This window comes from Nitrosomonas sp. Is37 (assembly GCF_033063275.1).
Lineage (GTDB): Bacteria > Pseudomonadota > Gammaproteobacteria > Burkholderiales > Nitrosomonadaceae > Nitrosomonas.
Genome location: NZ_JAWJYP010000002.1, coordinates 1 through 18,242, shown reverse-complemented (window position 1 = coordinate 18,242; position 18,242 = coordinate 1). Strand labels below are relative to the sequence as shown.

Sequence of the window (18,242 nt, the reverse complement as noted above, 5' to 3'; positions counted from 1 at the left end):
TGGAAAAAAATATAGAATTGTAACCGTTTAACCTAGATTCCTCAGTTGGGCGGGATGGAGTGTGTGGTTTTGCGAGTCCAGGGCAAGGCGCAACGATGCGGAATGGTCGCTCCATTCCAAGGAGTTGCAACGCAGCCATGTGCTTGCAAAATCGCGCAATCCGTCCCGAAGCGGAAACACCCAGAAGGTGAGAATGAAATTTATAGGAATGGTTATTATATTCATAATGTTAACATCAAAATGAGCGATCAACTGAGGAATCTAGGTTTAATCACTGTTCCTAACAGGAACAAAGGTGACAACAACGATATCAATAACGCGTTGTGCTATTTCGGGTTTTGCATGGATCACACTGAGTGCATTGGTAATTCATTGATCTTCTCGATTACTTTTTAATAAATGGCTTGAAGTATTGAGTCTTGATAATACCTGGCCAAAGGTTATTATTGGTATCAAGAAAAACCAGTTTCATTTCACAAAGATGATGCAGGTCACGCTGGCGTGTCTTGTCGCTCAGCTTCAAATAAAGGCTGGTGTACCACGGTATTTGACGAATTTCCTCAAGTGTCATTGAGCGCCCTCTCCCCAACAGCTGAGAAACAATGGTGTATTGACGAACATTGATTCGTTTCTCCTCAAGCATCCGGCGAAGTTTACCTTCAAACAACAACAGTGCTGTGATCTGGTTTACCCGGTCTTGCAAGGTGTTGATCGTCTGGCGCATGCCTTCCACATGAAACTCGACAAATGCGTGATTAGGCCACGACTGCTTTTTCTCCGCAGCCTTACGACAGGTATTAAACAACGTGAAATAGCTATCGATATTGGCGAGATAATAGCGCGCCAAGGCAAAGGGCGCATAGCGATAACCGGCAGCCTGCAGGAGTGTTGCTTCGATCACCCGGCCCACACGGCCGTTACCATCCCAGAAAGGATGAATTTGCTCATAATAGAGATGCACCAGCGGCGCCCGGATCAACGCTGGGACAGCTGCTGCTTCCAGTACTGCATGCCAATCGATGAGCGCATCCAACAGGCGATCAATATCCTTACCATACTGAGGGGGTTTGTAACGACCACCGTGCGCTTCGTCACCCACATAAGTAACATGATGCTTGAGATTATTGCGAAGCTTACCAGGTTGATTATTGGTATGAGGAATTTCCTGCGTAATGAGACGATGCACTTCGAGAATAAACTCCCGATTCAGCGACCAACCTGTGGTCCGAGCAGCCTGTTGCGATAAGTCATAAGCAACCTTGATATTCACTGCACGCCGCTGTTCAATTTCCTTGACCAGGCCTGGGTCAAGCATCAAAGTATCTGCAATTTCATCCTCACTCAGCTTGCCTCCTTCGATGGTATTGGTACCGAACACACTGCTGACTACCACTTCTCGCTCCAGCTGATTGGCAACTTGAGAAAAAGGCGAAGCAATGAAACGGTCATGCGCATCTTCTGCACGCTGAAGGATTAGTTTGATCTGAGCAGCTTCAACCCCTATCTCGAAAACAAACGGACCGAAACGATCAGTGTCAATACGGTCCGTAAAACGTTCCAGATCTGGAACCAAATCGATGTCAGGCATGATGTCCTATATTCAGTTACCGTTAAGGATCAGGCGCCAGAATCAGGGATGGTTTATTAAACCTGTGACGGATAGAGTTAATCGCTTTCAGTATGCTGGGCTGGCTAACAATTCTAGCTTCCAACTCACGTTTTTTGGGAAAATCCAGCAGAGAAATGCCAATCAGCATGGTCAGCACCCCCTGCCCTGGCAAAAAAAGCATTATAAAGCCAGCCAGAAAGAACACGCACCCAACCAGATTTTTGATGATTAAGCCAATTACTCGTAATACCGGATGATGGTTTTTCATCCAATGGCGTGGAATACGCAGATCAAAATAGTCCGCTGGTAAACGGACCAGAATAATTGGAATGGCAATCACAGAACCGATCAAGCCAATAACCGAAGCTATGGTGATACCGATCAGGATATGGACTGGAATCCATTGTTGAATTATTTCAAGTACTTCATTCATGACATGCACATTTTAGCATTCCTTCGGGCTGGAATTAAAGGGAGCCAGCAAACCGGGCAGCGTCATCCGTGAAGACGTGCTGCAGTACTCATTTCATTTCCAAATCAGACATAACGCAAAGGCAAGCTGCAGACAGTATAAATAATACGGCGGAGAAGCCGACAAAACCAAGTTTGTTTTAAAAATGGAATAACACCATTGTGTGTTGTAGTTGCGATCAAAACAAGTAGACTATTCCCAGTAAACCCTTTACCGTTCGCGATGAGCCTGTCGAACCGTTCGCGGTGAACAGTGAACTTGCCGAACTGCCGAATCGTTCGCGGTGAGCCTGTCGAACCGTCGAACCGCTAAAAAACTGATATCGACCTTCGACCTAGATATCTACCTTTATTTCTTTAATAGTAACCGCTTCCAAAACATCGAATTTGATGGGATTCATCATTTCTTCCAATAATTTCTTGATGTCTTCCGGACTCATTTTAGATAGATTGATATCTAATTCAACTGTTACTTCAACTTTCATTAATAGCTCCCTTTAACAATTTCTCTGCATCCGCAATGGTACTTTAAAGCTTTGATTAACTGTATACCAAACACATCCTGCAGTAGTGTCATGCCTGAATCACTTCTTCATGAACAAAATGCAAGCGAATAACTTCTGGCGTTTCACCTTCATCAAAATGACAATGCCCAGCATCACACACCTGTTGATGCAGATCCATTACTTGGCAGACTGACTGGTTCTAGCCATCAGTCAAGCTTTTCGTCTTGAACTGTTAGCGGATCGCCGATGGCGTAGAAGTGCCCTCCCGCAATATAGTGAAGGCTTCGCCACGCCGGATCGGCGCTCTCAAAATTCCAATGGCCGTTCTTGAAAACACGGGTATCAGACCATGCCCCAACAACCTCGCCGATGAATAAGTCATAGATTTCCTGATTGTGACGCTCCGGGATAAGCTTGCAGGCGAGCCAGGCCGAGCATCCCGCGACGAACGGCAGATCGTAGCCATCAATACGGAAAAGTTTTACGTCGGACCACTCCAGCTTGTTCGGTTCGTTGAATAGACTCCTGGTACCCATCTCGTGTGTTAGCCGTAGCTGTGCCGCCGTAGGCACCTGGATAACGAAATAGCCACTCTTCTCGATGAGCTCGCGCGTCTTTGCAGTCTTGTCCAGGACTACGGTCAACTTGGGCGGGGAGAAATCCAGTGCACATGCCCAAGCCGCCGCCATCACGTTATCCACACCATCGTGACGGGCGGACACCAGCACCGTGGGACCGTGGTTGATCAGTCGGTAAGCCTTCTTCAGCTCGACCGGGAAAATATGATTATCCATTCAACCTAGATTCCTCAGTTGGACGGGATGGAGTGCGTGGTTTTGCGAGTGCAGGGCAAGGCGCAACGATGCGGAATGGGCGTTCCATTCCAAGGAGTTGCAACGCAACCATGTGCTTGCAAAATCGCGCAACCCGCCCCGAAGCGAAAACACCCAGAAGGCAAGAATGAAATTTATAGAAAAAATTATTATATTCATAATGTTAATACCAGAATGAGCAATCAACTGAGGAATCCAGGCTCAGACTCCTCGAATCAAAAAACCGCACAAAGCAACGCACCCCACCTCAGACCAGGCGCTCGGATGCAACGACGTAAATCTCCTCCTCAGGGTTGGTCACGGCCTCGATTAAAGCGCGAGCAATCTGCAGATGCTTATTCCATTTCCAAATCAAAAATGACGCGAAGGCGAGCCGCAGACAGTATAAATAATACGGCAAGGAGAGCCGACAAAATCAGGTTTGATTTAGAAATGGAATTAGACCCTGAACTGATGAAAGACTTTGGCAATTACTTACCAACGACCTTTCAGTTTGATGAGGGTCAGGAAATCATTATAGTCGGCGCCGGTCGCGTCCTTCTCCATATCGATACGCACGACGGCAGTGGTCGGCGTGGTCGGCGTGATCGCTGGGGCGTGGGATTTCACGACGCCGTTAAATAAGCATTCTTCGATAGTCTAGCCTTCCGTGATTGCGCCAGGAATATCGACAAATTGCACAGCAAAGCCGGAGGGCTCTTACAACTCAAAAATTGCAGGATAGAGCGTATTCATTTCAATTTCACCCCTGTTTATTTCTCGATTGCTGATAACGTGTTTTTTTAATATCTCTAGAACCATGAACCGGAGCACTCACAGAAATACCATCTTTATACATGATGTGATGACTGCCATTGATTCTATCGAGTGTCTAGCCTTCAGCTTCCAGTTTTCTGATGATTTATTTTCCGTTCATGTTTTAAATGATATACCAATATTGATATATTGCCTTCTAAGCTGCCTATGCGGCAGCTAACGGTTTAACATCGTGCAAACCCAAATCTATCATTTTCTAAGCTGCCTATACGGCAGCTAACAGTCATTTTATGCGAGAGGCATGACTTTACCATTTCTAAGCTGCCTATACGACAGCTAACGTTGAATCTGCCCGGATTGAGGCGTTTCGATGTTTCTAAGCTACCTATACGGCAGCTAACTACGTGTACAACAACGTAGATCAAAACGTAGCTTTCTAAGCTACCTATACGGCAGCTAACATGACGAGCTCAAGATTAAATTTGAGTATCGTTTTCTAAGCTACCTATACGGCAGCTAACAAAATATACGCAAGAATATTTAGTTTTTTTGTTTTCTAAGCTACCTATACGGCAGCTAACACTCGTCATTGTGATTAAAATGTTACGTTACCTTTCTAAGCTACCTATACGGCAGCTAACCCCCTCCTACGACAAACTTGATCTGATCAAACTTTCTAAGCTACCTATACGGCAGCTAACTACTTCGCACGGTCTTGAGGCGATGCTGAATTTTTCTAAGCTACCTATACGGCAGCTAACGACAGTCAGCGTAATTTAGTAGCGGCATTGACTTTCTAAGCTACCTATACGGCAGCTAACTTTCCGAGTCATCTGCTTCGCCGGTAATTAATTTTCTAAGCTACCTATACGGCAGCTAACACAGCATGCCCAAGACCGACGTAGCGGTAGGATTTCTAAGCTACCTATACGGCAGCTAACATCAGCCTGATAATTTTTACAACGTTTATTTATTTCTAAGCTACCTATACGGCAGCTAACAAGTGCCGCCAGCAATCTGATATTGCTACATATTTTCTAAGCTACCTATACGGCAGCTAACGTAACCAAATGTATCAAGCACTTAGTAGAAACTTTCTAAGCTACCTATACGGCAGCTAACTGCGGCTACTTCCCGCCACGGGCAACGATGGCTTTCTAAGCTACCTATACGGCAGCTAACTCTTGGCTTGGCGAGCAATCATTTCCGCATGATTTCTAAGCTACCTATACGGCAGCTAACCATTATTTACGATGTGATTAATGCTGCATAATTTTCTAAGCTACCTATACGGCAGCTAACATTTTTAATTACCAAACAAATTACTCAGTCATTTTCTAAGCTACCTATACGGCAGCTAACGATTGCGTATTTAAAAATAGCTGACATCCATTTTTCTAAGCTACCTATACGGCAGCTAACGTAAAGCTTGCACCATTTGCCGCGCTCGTTGCTTTCTAAGCTACCTATACGGCAGCTAACTGCCGCAATCAATCGACCTGTGTATATCAATCTTTCTAAGCTACCTATACGGCAGCTAACTCGCTGGCGGACACACATCTGCTTGCTGCAATTTTCTAAGCTACCTATACGGCAGCTAACCAGGATGAGGCCTAAGAACAATGCCCATGACATTTCTAAGCTACCTATACGGCAGCTAACCCCCTTTATCAATCAGGATTTGATCCCAATTATTTCTAAGCTACCTATACGGCAGCTAACTTCGGAAAACCGGAATAATTGACCTTGCAAATTTTCTAAGCTACCTATACGGCAGCTAACTACCGCTGGATAAGGCTATATTGATAGGAGGTTTTCTAAGCTACCTATACGGCAGCTAACTTATGTCTCTAAGTTTGGCCGCATGCCCAAATTTTCTAAGCTACCTATACGGCAGCTAACGAATACCCGCAGCTTGATAAATCTTTTCAATCTTTCTAAGCTACCTATACGGCAGCTAACTTTACGATTATGCGTTAATCATTGGTGTGTTATTTCTAAGCTACCTATACGGCAGCTAACTAGGATGGCGGCCATTTGTTAGTATCCGAATATTTCTAAGCTACCTATACGGCAGCTAACATAAAAATAATATTTGATGTATGTCTGATGAATTTTCTAAGCTACCTATACGGCAGCTAACGCCCCTAGCTTCGCGCCAAATCACCAGGGCAATTTCTAAGCTACCTATACGGCAGCTAACCAAAGCCCAAAAACAGCGTGCCACGATTAGCCTTTCTAAGCTACCTATACGGCAGCTAACAGGAGAACAACTCAGATTGCCAGGCAAATATATTTCTAAGCTACCTATACGGCAGCTAACGTCAATCATGCCGACCACCGGCGGATAGGGATTTTCTAAGCTACCTATACGGCAGCTAACTATTTTTCGGCCGTTCCAAGCTGGTGTAATGTTTTCTAAGCTACCTATACGGCAGCTAACTTGCTTCAGCAGCGTCAAGGTCTGATGACGTATTTCTAAGCTACCTATACGGCAGCTAACTCCTTCTCGATATCCTGTCTATAGCACTGATCTTTCTAAGCTACCTATACGGCAGCTAACTGAGTTTGAGCATAAGCAATCGCTTGATTAACTTTCTAAGCTACCTATACGGCAGCTAACAGCTTGATTTTGTCACTCGGCCTGGCACTGGTTTTCTAAGCTACCTATACGGCAGCTAACTGGATATGCGGCCCTTAGCTTTACCAAAGTTGTTTCTAAGCTACCTATACGGCAGCTAACTTCCTGGTAATCTGTGCGCAATATTGGCTACTTTTCTAAGCTACCTATACGGCAGCTAACAGACCACAAAAAAAATTAAAGCCAGTCACATAACAGTTTAGAGAAAATTTGGTTTAATTTACCTATCCAAAAATTGATATATGTAACCTCCTGATTACTTTATATATTTTTAAAGAACAGAAAAAATGGGTCAAAACTCGGGGACAGTTGCTGTAGTGCTTAAACCATAGCTGCTATAAGTGGCTCCTGATGGTTCTGAAACTATTGTTTTTCTAATCCACAAACAAAACATTTTATCGTTGCTCAAACTTTTGAGGCGAATAAACGGTGTTGCTATGGATTTACGCGTCATCTTGTTATAACAAAGCAACGCCTCGTCATAGGTTACCGGATGCCGATTGGCATAGCGCCGGGCTAAGCGTTCTTTACTGGTTTTAAATTGCTCACGCTGATAAATCGCGTATTCCTTTAGCTTTTCCGGTACAGGGCGGATACGGGTGCAATGGACATAATCACTCAAACGGACTAACCATTTTGCAGAATCAAACCTGACAAGAATAGTTTCATCTTGAGCAAATAATCGTAACTTGCTCCCTAGCACACTGCATTTTTCACTTACCACATATTCAGGAAACGAAACACCAATCGGTACCCGCTTTTGGTCGTCTTGCATTTCCACGAGCCCCAAGTGAATTTGTTGAAAAACTTTGGACCAGAGGAAATATAAGCTAACTTCTTCTTGGGGTAATAACGATAATTCTTGATAATATTTCATTATCAATCATCCTTGCCACCGAATACCCCGCCGCGAATGAGCGTTGCAACAATGTAATGTTGTTGTCCTTCTGGCACAGAATTAACGTCTGCCAACCATTTATCTAATAAGGTGTAAAAGTCATTTTTAGCGATGCGGTATGCATCGCCGCGCGAGGGGACAGAACCGTAAGGTTCAATAGCAATAGGCCGTGTATCGCTGCCTGCTGTATACCATGTATCGATTGTCCGTAAGGCATTGCCGATTTTTTCAGAATGCATCGCGGCACAATTACCTAATTGAAATAAAAACTTTGACTTCTCTCCATTTTTAGGTTTTTCCATTATCATTTCTTGAGAAGGCCAAATATGCTGACCAAAGCCAATTTTGGCAAATGCCGCAATTTTTAAATACTCGGAATAGTTTCCTTGTAACCCAGTTTGGATGATTTTAATCAGGTTATCAAAATCACTACCGTCGCTTTGCGCAAATTGATTTAAGTGATATTTATAACTATCAAACTCCCAAGTATGCTCATTATGGGTGACTTGGATTGTTATAGAATCAGCTCCAATGCGGTTACGCCATAAAAACCGCCCATTGGCAATATTGTTAGCGTAACGTGTCGCCAACTCTTTAAATTGATATGTTTTTCTATAATTTTCCACTGAATTTTTTAATGCCCTTTCAAATTCAGGATCATTGCAAGTTATCGGTTCTTCAATGTTTCCTAATACTTTCAGTGTAAAACTTAGGCGCAAAGTATCTGCATTATGTGGCAGCACGGCATCATCTACATGAACTGGATTTGGGTCTATTTTTTCAGAATCACTTACCCCATACTGGCTTTTAGTTCCCCTATTTCTTTTCGGATATATTGAAATAGGATAGAAGGCATCCGATTTTTTTAGATTTTCCCATAACCCAAACATCATTAAACCATCTGATGGTTCAAGTTTGCGGCTAAATGCCAAAACAGATGGAACTAATGCTTTGGATTGCTTTGCCATAATGTATATCTCCTCATATAATCAAAGTGAACTCAAAAAATCGTCTTCTGGATCGTCATTAATACTTTCTGTCGGTATTTCATTAGGCTGTTTATCTACCCATTTTCCTTGCTGACATAAATACCAGTCTTCTTCATATTGGTATTGCCACAACATTTCGGATATGTCTTGTATGCGATGCAAGCTGCGCCATTCACCTATGCTGTGAGCGGCCTCAACAAAACAAAACGGATATTCGGGATTTCTAGTATTGGCGACTTCTCCAGGCGAACACACCGGAGTAATTGCTTTATAGCCATTAGTGATAGGCACCAAATAGCCTTTTGCCGGCTTATCAATGCGAATCCATTCGGCTTTAGTTTGCTCATTGGGTTCTTGTTCATTATCATTCAGCAAAGGCTGCGCCTGGTATTTCAAAGCGAAAAAATCTAGCCAAGCATCGATTAACTCGGCATCGAGATTGGTTTGTTTAACTTGCTGATAATGTCCGGCAAGTAAATCGGTACGATCTATTAAGACAAAGCCTGGTAACAACCAGCGCTTGATTTGCCGCGTTTGTTCTTTGCGTTCGTCAGAATTGTTTTTTTCCGTCAAAAGGTGTACCGATTTAATATCTTGAATAGAACCACCGGCTAGACGATGCTGCAAAGCTAATGACTTCAGCTTTTGTTTAAGAGTATCAATTTCATATTGGCGACTGAGCGTAAAATTCGGGCATTCCATGATGAGTGAAACGCACATATTCATTTTGCCTTCTTCAATGATCGGAGGTGTTGTTGTGGCATGTTTTTTGAATAGAGGCGGATTCTTACTTTGCGCAAATACATAGTCGCCAAAGCCGTTAGGTTGATAAGCGTGAATCTGATGCTGATGGCAAACCACGGCACAGCCTTGCAGTTGATATTGATTTAGTTTTCTGGACAAGGCGTGTCCAAAGCCGAGGAAATGCGTAATCGCTGGAAAGCCATACGTGAAACCGGCAATGCAATTAGCGTCTTGTACTGCCAGGTGTTCAAAAATAACATAGGCGCTGCTCATGCCGGTTGCTCCTTAGAAGTAGTCATGTTGTCGTCTAATGTGCTATCACTAATGGCGTTAAATTTCCGCAGCAATGGGATGAATAACTTTCGCCAATGCTTTTCGTGGGCAACGCCCAATGTTAGTTTCGGGTGCCTCAGTCGCCAATTGACCCACTGGGCAAAATCCTGGGAAATACTCGTTTCCCAATCAGCAGCGTTCCTATTGTCTTGAAAATCTTTATCTGTCCTACAAGGGTCTAGCCAATATTGCTGGTGTATCAGCAATTTGGACTTCTCCGACCAACCTTGATATTGGCTAAGCCGATGTAATTGGGTTACGTAGTCAAATACGACATCGGCAATTTCAGTAAGCAATTCGGCAATATGTTGTTTACGCTGCATGTTCAGGCTTAGATCGTTAAGTTTGATGGCCAGGAGTAAATCCTTCAGGTTTTCAAACGGCGTTTTGGCAACGTAAGCCAATTCCTTATTGAAAATAGTTTTTATGGCGATTGGCAGTTTAGGTTGGGATTGCCATTGTGGCGGTACGGCACGCAATAGCATCAACTGACCGCTTCTTTTTCCATTCAGATTAGAAACATTCTGATGATTAGTTTGCGTTACTTTTAAAATTGCAGTTTTTGTATATAAAACGTCATTCTGGTGAAAAAATAGCCTTTCTTTTCTAGCTTTACGGGCGAGCATGTTTTCTTGCCTGGTTTGCCAGATATATCCGTGAATGATTTGCGCCAAGCTGGAGGAAACAAGCGGTGTCAGTAAGTGATAACCCGCAGCGACTGGAAAATAGACTTGCTTTAAAAGCTCATGGGTTGATTTGTGTTTTTCATTGAATGCCAAACCGAATTGCTCTTGCCATTGCTTAAGTTGATCAGCATCTTGTGCAAAAGGTTTGAGAACCGAGGGTTCATCACAAATAATTTTTCCTAATATCTTACCTTCCCATTTAAATTGTAAAAACTCGGCAACAGGAGCATACTCGGCCGTCGAATATGCAAAATCCATCTCCAATTTTGCAGCACAATTGGCAGTGACTAGTATTGGTTTGTCGACTTGTGATTGATACAAACTTGTATTGATGTTTGAAGCTTTAGCACTAGAATGTGTAAGTTTGGCGATATGCGTCACTTCTAAAACCACACCACTTACTTTTAACGCTGCATCATCGATCCATTGCGTAGGTTGAAATTTCTTTTCCAGATTCGCTATTTGCTCGAGAGTGCTGAGCTTTATTGTGTCAGTAATAGTCGAATTGGCGAATTCTAGGCTTAATAATTCATTGAATTTATGCTTTTGGTTATCTAATGCGCTTTTTTCTTTCGATCTTTTAGCATCAATAATTCGTTTAGCATTGACTTTTAGTGCCTCATCCTCGGAAGATTTTTCAATTTTATCCCCTAATGCTTTTACGGCATCCTTATATAATTTTTCCAAAGGGACTTCTTTTTTACGATCTAAAAATCCTTCAATAATTTTTGCTATTTTTTCATTCCCCATTCTTACACCTGATTTAAATTTCTTTAAAAACTCCTAATAAAGGCGAATAACACCATTCAACAACTTGATTTTGGTATTCTGGCAACCGGACTTCTCCAAAACAATAGCTGATATATTTTAATGATCGTCCAAACAGGTCAGATAATCCTTCATACTGACTGGTAACATCCATTTCAAACCAGATTTGGTTCCCTTTGGCGATTGAAATTTCGATATTCGTAATATTAGAGGTCTCGGCATATTCGATGGGATAAACTTGTTCGTTTTTAATTTGCCAAACCGGCACGGTATTTTCTTCATCCAAGTAAAGGCAATAAGCTTGATCAGGCGATGACTTTCTAAACGGTTGTCTGCGTTGTAATTCAGCACACCAAGAGGTTTGATTTTTCCACCACAAGCGGGCATGGTTTTGTTGCAGGTTGTCGCCCAACAATATTTCGCGATAGGCGATGTGTTCTATCGTTACTAAATTGGTAAACGGCAGCTTCCTCTCTTCTTTTGTTAAGACTTTACAATGAATGCTTGGGATTGCATTGGGTTGAGAATATTGAGCAACTTCCAAAATTTCATGCAAGTCATGGCTACGTAGTTTGCGATTTTCCGCTTCAAAACCCGGTTTTTCGTAGGCAATTTCCTTGCCCTGTAGAGTTCTGAAATTCTTTGCTAAAATATAGATGTTTTCAGTATTGGGAGATCGTTTCCGATGTCGCTGTACCCGTCCAGCCAATTGTATAATCGAACGCATTGAACTTGGTTCGGCAATCGCCCAATCGTAATCATGATCTCGGCCTATTTCAGCAACTGAAGTAGCTAGCACTACGAACAGTTGATTTTGTTCACTATTGTTGTTTAGTGCTTGTTCAATCTCCGGTACACGCCAAATAGCTAGAGCGTCAGTCCGATTCAGTATCTGATCCAGCTTACTCTCGATCAGCGCACGTTGGGCTAAAGGGTATTGGCTATGATACACGCAGCAATGGATTCTAAAACTCTCCTGGACAGGACTTGCAAAGAGATAGCGTGCGATGGCGACCAGCGGATTGATATTGGCTATCCTTACCAAGCCAATAGAAATCTTTTTGCCCGACTTGTGCTGTTGATGATGTTCGGTATGTAGTATCAACATATTGCTTCGAATCGCCTGGGCCATGCATTCGATAGGGGAAAGATCAGTCGACGGTAAAACATCAAGCAATTTTGCTTTGCGCAAGACCAATGCTTCGTGGTTCAAATTAGTAATTCTGTTTTTAACAAAATTATCGTGTGAGGTGATGAAAGACTGTATGCCTTGTTCTTCGGTGGTAACAGCATCAAACTCATCGAACCAGCCACAGACGATGGGCTTAATTGCTCCAGTTCCGAGTGTGGCTGCGTTAAATGCTTTACGACCTTCTTCATAAGCTTCAAATAATGCATAAACTAAAGCAGGTGGCATGGTTGCAGTAGAAAGCACAACCCTTGCCCCTAACATCCCTGCCCAATTTACTAAGCGGGCTAATGCCGGTAAATCATTCAAATCGAGTTCATCCGGCTCATCCAAAATTAAATCGGAAGTCAATAGCCGCAACATTGGAACGATTTGCCGGCCACTACGCACGCCTTCGGTCGCCGGAGTCAAATGGTCGATAGTGCTGACCAATATCGGCGCGTGCAGCAGTTTTTGTGCTTTTGGATTATTCTTAAACCACTTATCTAGCCTTCCTTCGTAAACATGGTTGTCATAAATGACTTCATGACCGTCGTCATCCAGTCCCATATCCAAACTCTCGCTTCCTCTTGTCGACAAGATATTGTCATCCGTGAGTTTGGATTGGCTCAAGCGGAGAAAGGCCTGGGAACCTATCAACGTGGCAATTTCGTCATCGTCAAGTTGCAACCTTTCTTTAAGAGATTTTCCAGTTTGTAGCGTCAAGGCACGTAGACCAAGAGCAATACTAAAACGACAGCCTTCTTCTTCATTGGCTAAGCCATACATGATTCTGGCATTGGCAATAGTTTTGCCTTTGCCAGTGGAAGCCATGTTAATACCAAAGAATCCTTGTATCTGGACGGCTGCCTGAATTTCTCGGGTAACTCGATAAGCTTTATCCTGCCATTGATATACTTTTTCGCCACTGAGTCCTTTGGATAAGATTTTTTTGTCATCGCTTACATTTGGTAATTCATCGCGAAAACGTGGTAATGACTTGGCAAACAAATAAGCATGATGAGCGACGCCAATATTATGCTCATCAAGCTTTTGTTTAAACTGTTTATAGTCGTTGGTATTAGCGTAAGCGAAATAGCTGGAATCCTGCCAATTAGGTGTTGTATCCATTGCCGAGTAATTATGATCGGATAACATCAAGGCCAAGCGCGATAGATGCATCATGAATGGCTGAGTAAACCAATCCACACCAATCAAGCCTAAGCACCGCAAAGCACGTTTGGATATTTGCGAGGCTTTCTGCTGCCAAGTTTTGCTGGCAAGTGGTGTACTTTTTGAAAAAACCCAATTGGCTTGTCTGGTCCGATCGTCCCAATCAGAATTAACACTGTTGACAGAATTCCATAATGGATCAAACGCAATTAGTGGCCAATTATTGATGTTCGAAACACTGGGCTCGTTATCACCTCGTTTTGGATAAACCGGCAAACGATGGTGCGAAACAATTAACCAAGCGACAAGCTTCGCAAGGTGTGGAAGAGTTTCAAGCGGGTTATCAAATTCAATTAATTCCGGGTTGTCGATGACAAGTCGCTCTAATACCTGCCTTTCAAAGCTATCGTCAATATTGGCTAACATTTTTAGCCATTGCTTATCGTCAAGATTACCTACCAAAGCTTGAAATAAGCGTAAAGAAATCCACTCATGCCGATAAGGTTCAAATATTTTGCCTTTTATTTCCGGGTTTAGTTTGTCCTGGAATAGGTCATTAGCTTTGCCAAAGTCATGAAATAATCCGGCGATAGCTGATGCGACAGCAATAACTTCTGTTGTATGCCAACCTTTTTCCCATTGTCGGTGATTTAGATCGATTTTGGTTCTATTGACCGGCACAATTCCGTCTGTATTGAATCGCTTACGATTCCCCACAATCCAAATCAACTCGCTACGGCTTCTCGATCGTATCCAGTGGCAAGCTACGGCAGTATTTTTGGTGGCGGTTTTACGTAGCAAGGTTTTGACGGCGATCAGGCCATCTTCGGTAATCACTGTCTGCCAAGTTCTGTCGCCAATGCGGTTGGCGAAGGCGTCGAGTACGCGACGAGTGCGGTTGAGAGCTTTTTTCTCGCATTGGCTGACAAAGGTCACCATCATGATTGGTTTTCCTGCAAGGCTTGTTGCTTGACTTGTTCAAACATAAAATCCAACGCCTTGTGTTCTGTAAACTTCTGGAGGCATTGCTGGCGAAATTCCTGTTCGCTCATCTTTTCCTTGGCGCTGATAAACGCCCAGGGCAATACAATAGCGTCTTTGATAAGATCGGCAACATCGAACACTAGCGCCCCCCGTCGGGTTTTGCCGTGCATCACGGCGAAGCCGTGCGGGATGCCTAATACCCACAGGGTACTGGCGGCCAGACCATATGCTAGGTAATTACCATGGTTCAAAAAGTCGTTGGCGAGATCGGCAGCTTGGTGGTCGCGGGTAAAATCGCCGAGTTGGGTGACTTTGGCAGCGTAACGGTACAGTTGTTTGGTCAACAGCGCTTCGCGTAGCAACAAATCGCCGACTTTTTCGACGGTTTCGATTTGGGTTACGTAATTGTTTATAGTCGAGCTGATTTCTAGGTCATCGATGAAAAAGTTTTCGGCTTTGAGTTCGCGGTCTTTGTCCCAAATACGTTTGATGTAATCAAGGCGGGCTTGTTGAAAAGCTTTCGCTGTGCTTAATCGTTTGGAATCGTCGAACCAGAAACTTAGCCAACCTTGCACATATTCTGTAGGTCTGTATTCGCTTTGCGGAGTGAGCCACTCAATTTCGTTACCTGATAACAATGGCGTGGCTCCACCGCCAGAGAAACCAACTAATACTCCTGCACTTGCTAGCATGCGCATGGCGGCCTGGGTTATAGATGTTCCAGTTCCCAATAAGATTACGGTAGTATTAGCAATCGGGATGTTCCAATAAAGGTTTTCATCTTTTGTTTCAGTCAAATAAAGCACCCTACCGTCTTTTTGCATGACACGACATTTTTCAAGGTAATAAATATTGGCTCGTTTGGAATGCAGTATTGCTTTTAAGTCTGTTATTGGGTCCATTGGCAACTTATAATCTAAAAAACTAGAGTTTATTATTTTGCAGAATACCTCATACACAGGCTCAAAATCCGACCCTGCCCTCACTGTATTTTTCCATCGCTGCTTGCAGCCGATTGATGACTTCCTGCCGTAATGCGGCAGGCTCTAATACTTCCACGCCGGCGCCGTATTTCAGAATATCCATCACGAGTTCGCTGGCATCGGCATAAGGTATGCGCAGTTCATAGCTGTCATCTGCTAGCAGCTTGCCTTGTTGCTGGGGGTGCCATTGTTCATCGGCTACCCAGCGGGCACGTTCGGGAGAAAAAAGTAGCACTGCGGTTTCTTTGGGCTGACCGGCAAAAATACCGTAGCTCGAAGCGAAATGGGCATCGAGTTCGGCATCATCGAATTCGAGCGCGGCCTGATCGAGTGGACGGCTTGCGTGGATGCGGTCAACGGCGAAGCTGCGTAGCGCATTGCGCTTATGGCAGTAAGCATCCAGATACCAGTTGTCGCGATAATGGGTGAGGCGCTGAGGTGAAACCTCACGCTGGCTAGTTTGGTCATTGCTGCGGCTGTGATAGTGAATATGCAGACGCTTCCTTTGCAGCAAGGCACTGGCTACCGACTGGAAATGCTCGCTGGATGTGTTTCTGGCTGTCATCCGTAGGATACGGATGCGTTTGGCGATTTCACCCTTGTTGAGCTGGGCAGTGGCCAGAATTTTTTCGAGGCGATTTTTTATCGGCTTGAGATGGTCATCCAGTAAACCAGGTTGGGTTTGCTCCAGTAATTGCTGCACGGTTAACAGTGCATACAGTTCATTGGCATTAAACCAGAGTCCCGGCAATTCAAAAACTTCTCCCTGCCGGGTATCGTAAAAATAGCCATTACGCTCTCGGTCATATTGTAATGGCGCATTAAAGTACAGCCGCAATTCGTCAATCATACGCTTGACCGTAGCGGTTGAGCATTCGAGCTTTTCTTCGAGTACTCTCCGTGAGATGGGGTAGCGCGCGGAGGAAAATATTTGATGTAATTTGTAAATACGCTGTAGGTGATCCATTCTGTTTTTTTATTATTACAGCATAATCTAATCCATACACGAATCAACTTGTTCTCGCGCTTTGCCGAGGTTTTATCCTGTTACACGGCAAAGCCAGGGAATTGCAAGATAGGCCATCATCATACTAATTCTAAGCGAATATATCATCCAATTGTCATTTTACAAAGCTTGTCATCGACTCAGACCGGTGTGGCTGGAATCTGGTAATTTCCATAGTGAATATCCGTTTTCACGGCTATGACGTGAAATGACTCGGTGTTTATAGACACGCACAGGTGAGCCACAGACAGTAAATACCGTAAGGAGAAGCTGGCAAAGGCAGGTTGGATTTAGAAATGGAATGAGCGGTTCGACAGGCTCACCGCGAACGGTAAAGAACGGTAAAGAGTTGAATGAGCGGTTCGACAGTTCGATAAGCTCTCTGCTCACTGCGAGCGGAAAAGGTTTTACTGGAACGATCTACTCGTTTTTATGAATTAATTCAGATTATCCACAAATTCCGTGGATAAGGTTGTGGGTAACTGCTTTATGTCACAGGAAAGTAATGTTTATTCCGGGTGCTTCAAAAAGAAGCTAAAGAGTTTGTAATTCTGGCCGAAAATAAATAAAAAAACCTTACCTTGATACTCCTCATTAACCCGGAGAGTTAGATCAATCACTCCCCGGGTTTTTTATCTCATCTAGCAAATCAATTGAATCTGAACTGATTTACTGATTCTCCCTCGCAGTTAATCGCTTATGCCCCAGGGTATAACCGGGAGGTCATGTCAGTAGTCAGACGTGCTCTTCTCAATTTCATCTTTCTCTTTTAGATACTCTTCGGCGGTGATCTTACCTGCCTTGAAGTCCTCTCCCAGCTTATCCAACTGCTCCTTGCTCTTGTTCGCGTAGGCAGCACCACCCAGCGCCCCACAGCCCAGAAGCGAGCCGAGCGCCAGCAATATAACAATCAATCTGAATAGGTCGCGCATGCTGATTTCCTCCTCCATGAGTGAGATGTCGTTCAGGTGAGTACGGCTTCAACCGTTAAATGAGTACATTCTGAGCACATTCGCTTTCTGTCGCTCGACTTCCGGTTCTGCCCCACTAACTGACACCAGCCGATCATCACTTGTAATTAGGAAAATAAATGCTCTATTTGTTAATCTTTGATACTTCAATAGCTTATTCTATTTCTAAATCAAATCTGACTTTGTCGGTTTCTCCGCCGTATTTATACTGTCTGCGGCTCGTTCTTGCGTCATATTTGATTTGAATATGGTGTTAAAAGCTTATCGAGATGCGCTGACCAATAAAATACGTGCAAATACTTAGCGCCTAGTGCCTGGCATAGGCGAGAAATAAGCAATAAGGATTAATCGAATGAGATAGCGCTGCTATAAAGCTGAAACAGGTTCTGATTTTATTTACTTCAAGATGCTTCAAAAAGAAGCTAAAGGGTTTGTAATTCTGGCCGAAAAATAAAAAAACCTTACCTTGGTGTTCCTCACTAACCCGGAGAGTTAGATCAATCACTCTCCGTTTTTTTTATCTTATCTAGCAAATCATTTGAATCTGAGTTGATTTACTGATTCTCCCTCGTAGTTGATACCGCTTGTGTGCTAGAGCATTCTGCATTTAAGTACGTCCATACCCTGAATTCAGGAAGTAATTTCTGCATTCATATGCTGAGAAGAGCGGCAGTATGCTGCCGATGGTTTTCCACAAAGCATCGAATGACCGTGCCATGGCTT

At 43.6% G+C, this 18,242-nt stretch carries 13 protein-coding genes and 1 CRISPR repeat array; of the genes, 1 reads left to right on the top strand and 12 read right to left on the bottom strand.

The features are described 5' to 3' along the window. Nucleotides 1-385 precede the first annotated feature (385 nt). The 4 genes from R2Q26_RS01145 to R2Q26_RS01130 all read right to left on the bottom strand — a co-directional run bounded on the left by R2Q26_RS01145 (nt 386) and on the right by R2Q26_RS01130 (nt 3,380). Nucleotides 386-1,588 carry a Fic family protein gene (locus tag R2Q26_RS01145; RefSeq protein ID WP_317534577.1) on the bottom strand — a complete coding sequence of 401 codons (1,203 nt, stop codon included), beginning with the start codon at nt 1,586-1,588 and terminating at the stop codon, nt 386-388. 22 nt (nt 1,589-1,610) lie between these two features. Then, on the bottom strand, nt 1,611-2,042 hold the full coding sequence (locus R2Q26_RS01140; RefSeq protein ID WP_317534576.1) for a hypothetical protein: 432 nt from the start codon (nt 2,040-2,042) through the stop codon (nt 1,611-1,613). Between the two features lie 373 nt (nt 2,043-2,415). Beyond that, nucleotides 2,416-2,565, bottom strand: a complete 150-nt coding sequence (locus R2Q26_RS01135) for a hypothetical protein (protein WP_317534575.1) — start codon at nt 2,563-2,565, stop codon at nt 2,416-2,418. 227 nt (nt 2,566-2,792) lie between these two features. Beyond that, complete coding sequence (locus tag R2Q26_RS01130; protein WP_317534574.1) at nt 2,793-3,380, bottom strand: flavin reductase family protein; 588 nt, start codon at nt 3,378-3,380, stop codon at nt 2,793-2,795. Nucleotides 3,381-3,683: 303 nt separating this feature from the next. On the opposite strand from R2Q26_RS01130, the gene R2Q26_RS01125 reads away from it, so the two are divergent. Beyond that, nucleotides 3,684-4,043: a hypothetical protein gene (locus tag R2Q26_RS01125; protein ID WP_317534573.1), complete on the top strand. Its 360-nt coding sequence runs from the start codon at nt 3,684-3,686 to the stop codon at nt 4,041-4,043. Between the two features lie 325 nt (nt 4,044-4,368). Further along, a CRISPR array of direct repeats spans nt 4,369-6,978; the repeat unit is 28 nt; unit sequence TTTCTAAGCTACCTATACGGCAGCTAAC. Between the two features lie 130 nt (nt 6,979-7,108). Here R2Q26_RS01125 and cas6f read toward each other — a convergent pair. The 8 genes from cas6f to R2Q26_RS01085 all read right to left on the bottom strand — a co-directional run bounded on the left by cas6f (nt 7,109) and on the right by R2Q26_RS01085 (nt 17,480). Beyond that, a complete protein-coding gene (gene cas6f / locus R2Q26_RS01120) occupies nt 7,109-7,693 on the bottom strand; it encodes a type I-F CRISPR-associated endoribonuclease Cas6/Csy4 (protein WP_317534572.1) in 585 nt (194 codons plus the stop codon). A gap of 2 nt (nt 7,694-7,695) precedes the next feature. Then, nucleotides 7,696-8,682, bottom strand: coding sequence for a type I-F CRISPR-associated protein Csy3 (gene csy3, locus R2Q26_RS01115; protein WP_317534571.1), 987 nt, complete (start codon nt 8,680-8,682; stop codon nt 7,696-7,698). Between the two features lie 21 nt (nt 8,683-8,703). Next, nucleotides 8,704-9,720, bottom strand: a complete 1,017-nt coding sequence (gene csy2 / locus R2Q26_RS01110; protein WP_317534570.1) for a type I-F CRISPR-associated protein Csy2 — start codon at nt 9,718-9,720, stop codon at nt 8,704-8,706. Continuing rightward, a complete protein-coding gene (gene csy1, locus R2Q26_RS01105; protein WP_317534569.1) occupies nt 9,717-11,216 on the bottom strand; it encodes a type I-F CRISPR-associated protein Csy1 in 1,500 nt (499 codons plus the stop codon). Before csy1 ends, csy2 begins: the two co-directional genes overlap by 4 nt. Nucleotides 11,217-11,229: 13 nt before the next feature. Further along, nucleotides 11,230-14,517, bottom strand: a complete 3,288-nt coding sequence (cas3f, locus tag R2Q26_RS01100) for a type I-F CRISPR-associated helicase Cas3f (protein WP_317534568.1) — start codon at nt 14,515-14,517, stop codon at nt 11,230-11,232. Continuing rightward, entirely contained in the window at nt 14,514-15,461 is a 948-nt protein-coding gene (gene cas1f / locus R2Q26_RS01095) for a type I-F CRISPR-associated endonuclease Cas1f (RefSeq protein ID WP_317534567.1), read from the bottom strand. Before cas1f ends, cas3f begins: the two co-directional genes overlap by 4 nt. Before the next feature lie 61 nt (nt 15,462-15,522). Further along, nucleotides 15,523-16,509, bottom strand: coding sequence for a WYL domain-containing protein (locus R2Q26_RS01090; protein WP_317534566.1), 987 nt, complete (start codon nt 16,507-16,509; stop codon nt 15,523-15,525). Nucleotides 16,510-17,276: 767 nt separating this feature from the next. Then, complete coding sequence (locus tag R2Q26_RS01085; protein WP_317534565.1) at nt 17,277-17,480, bottom strand: hypothetical protein; 204 nt, start codon at nt 17,478-17,480, stop codon at nt 17,277-17,279. Nucleotides 17,481-18,242 lie beyond the last annotated feature (762 nt).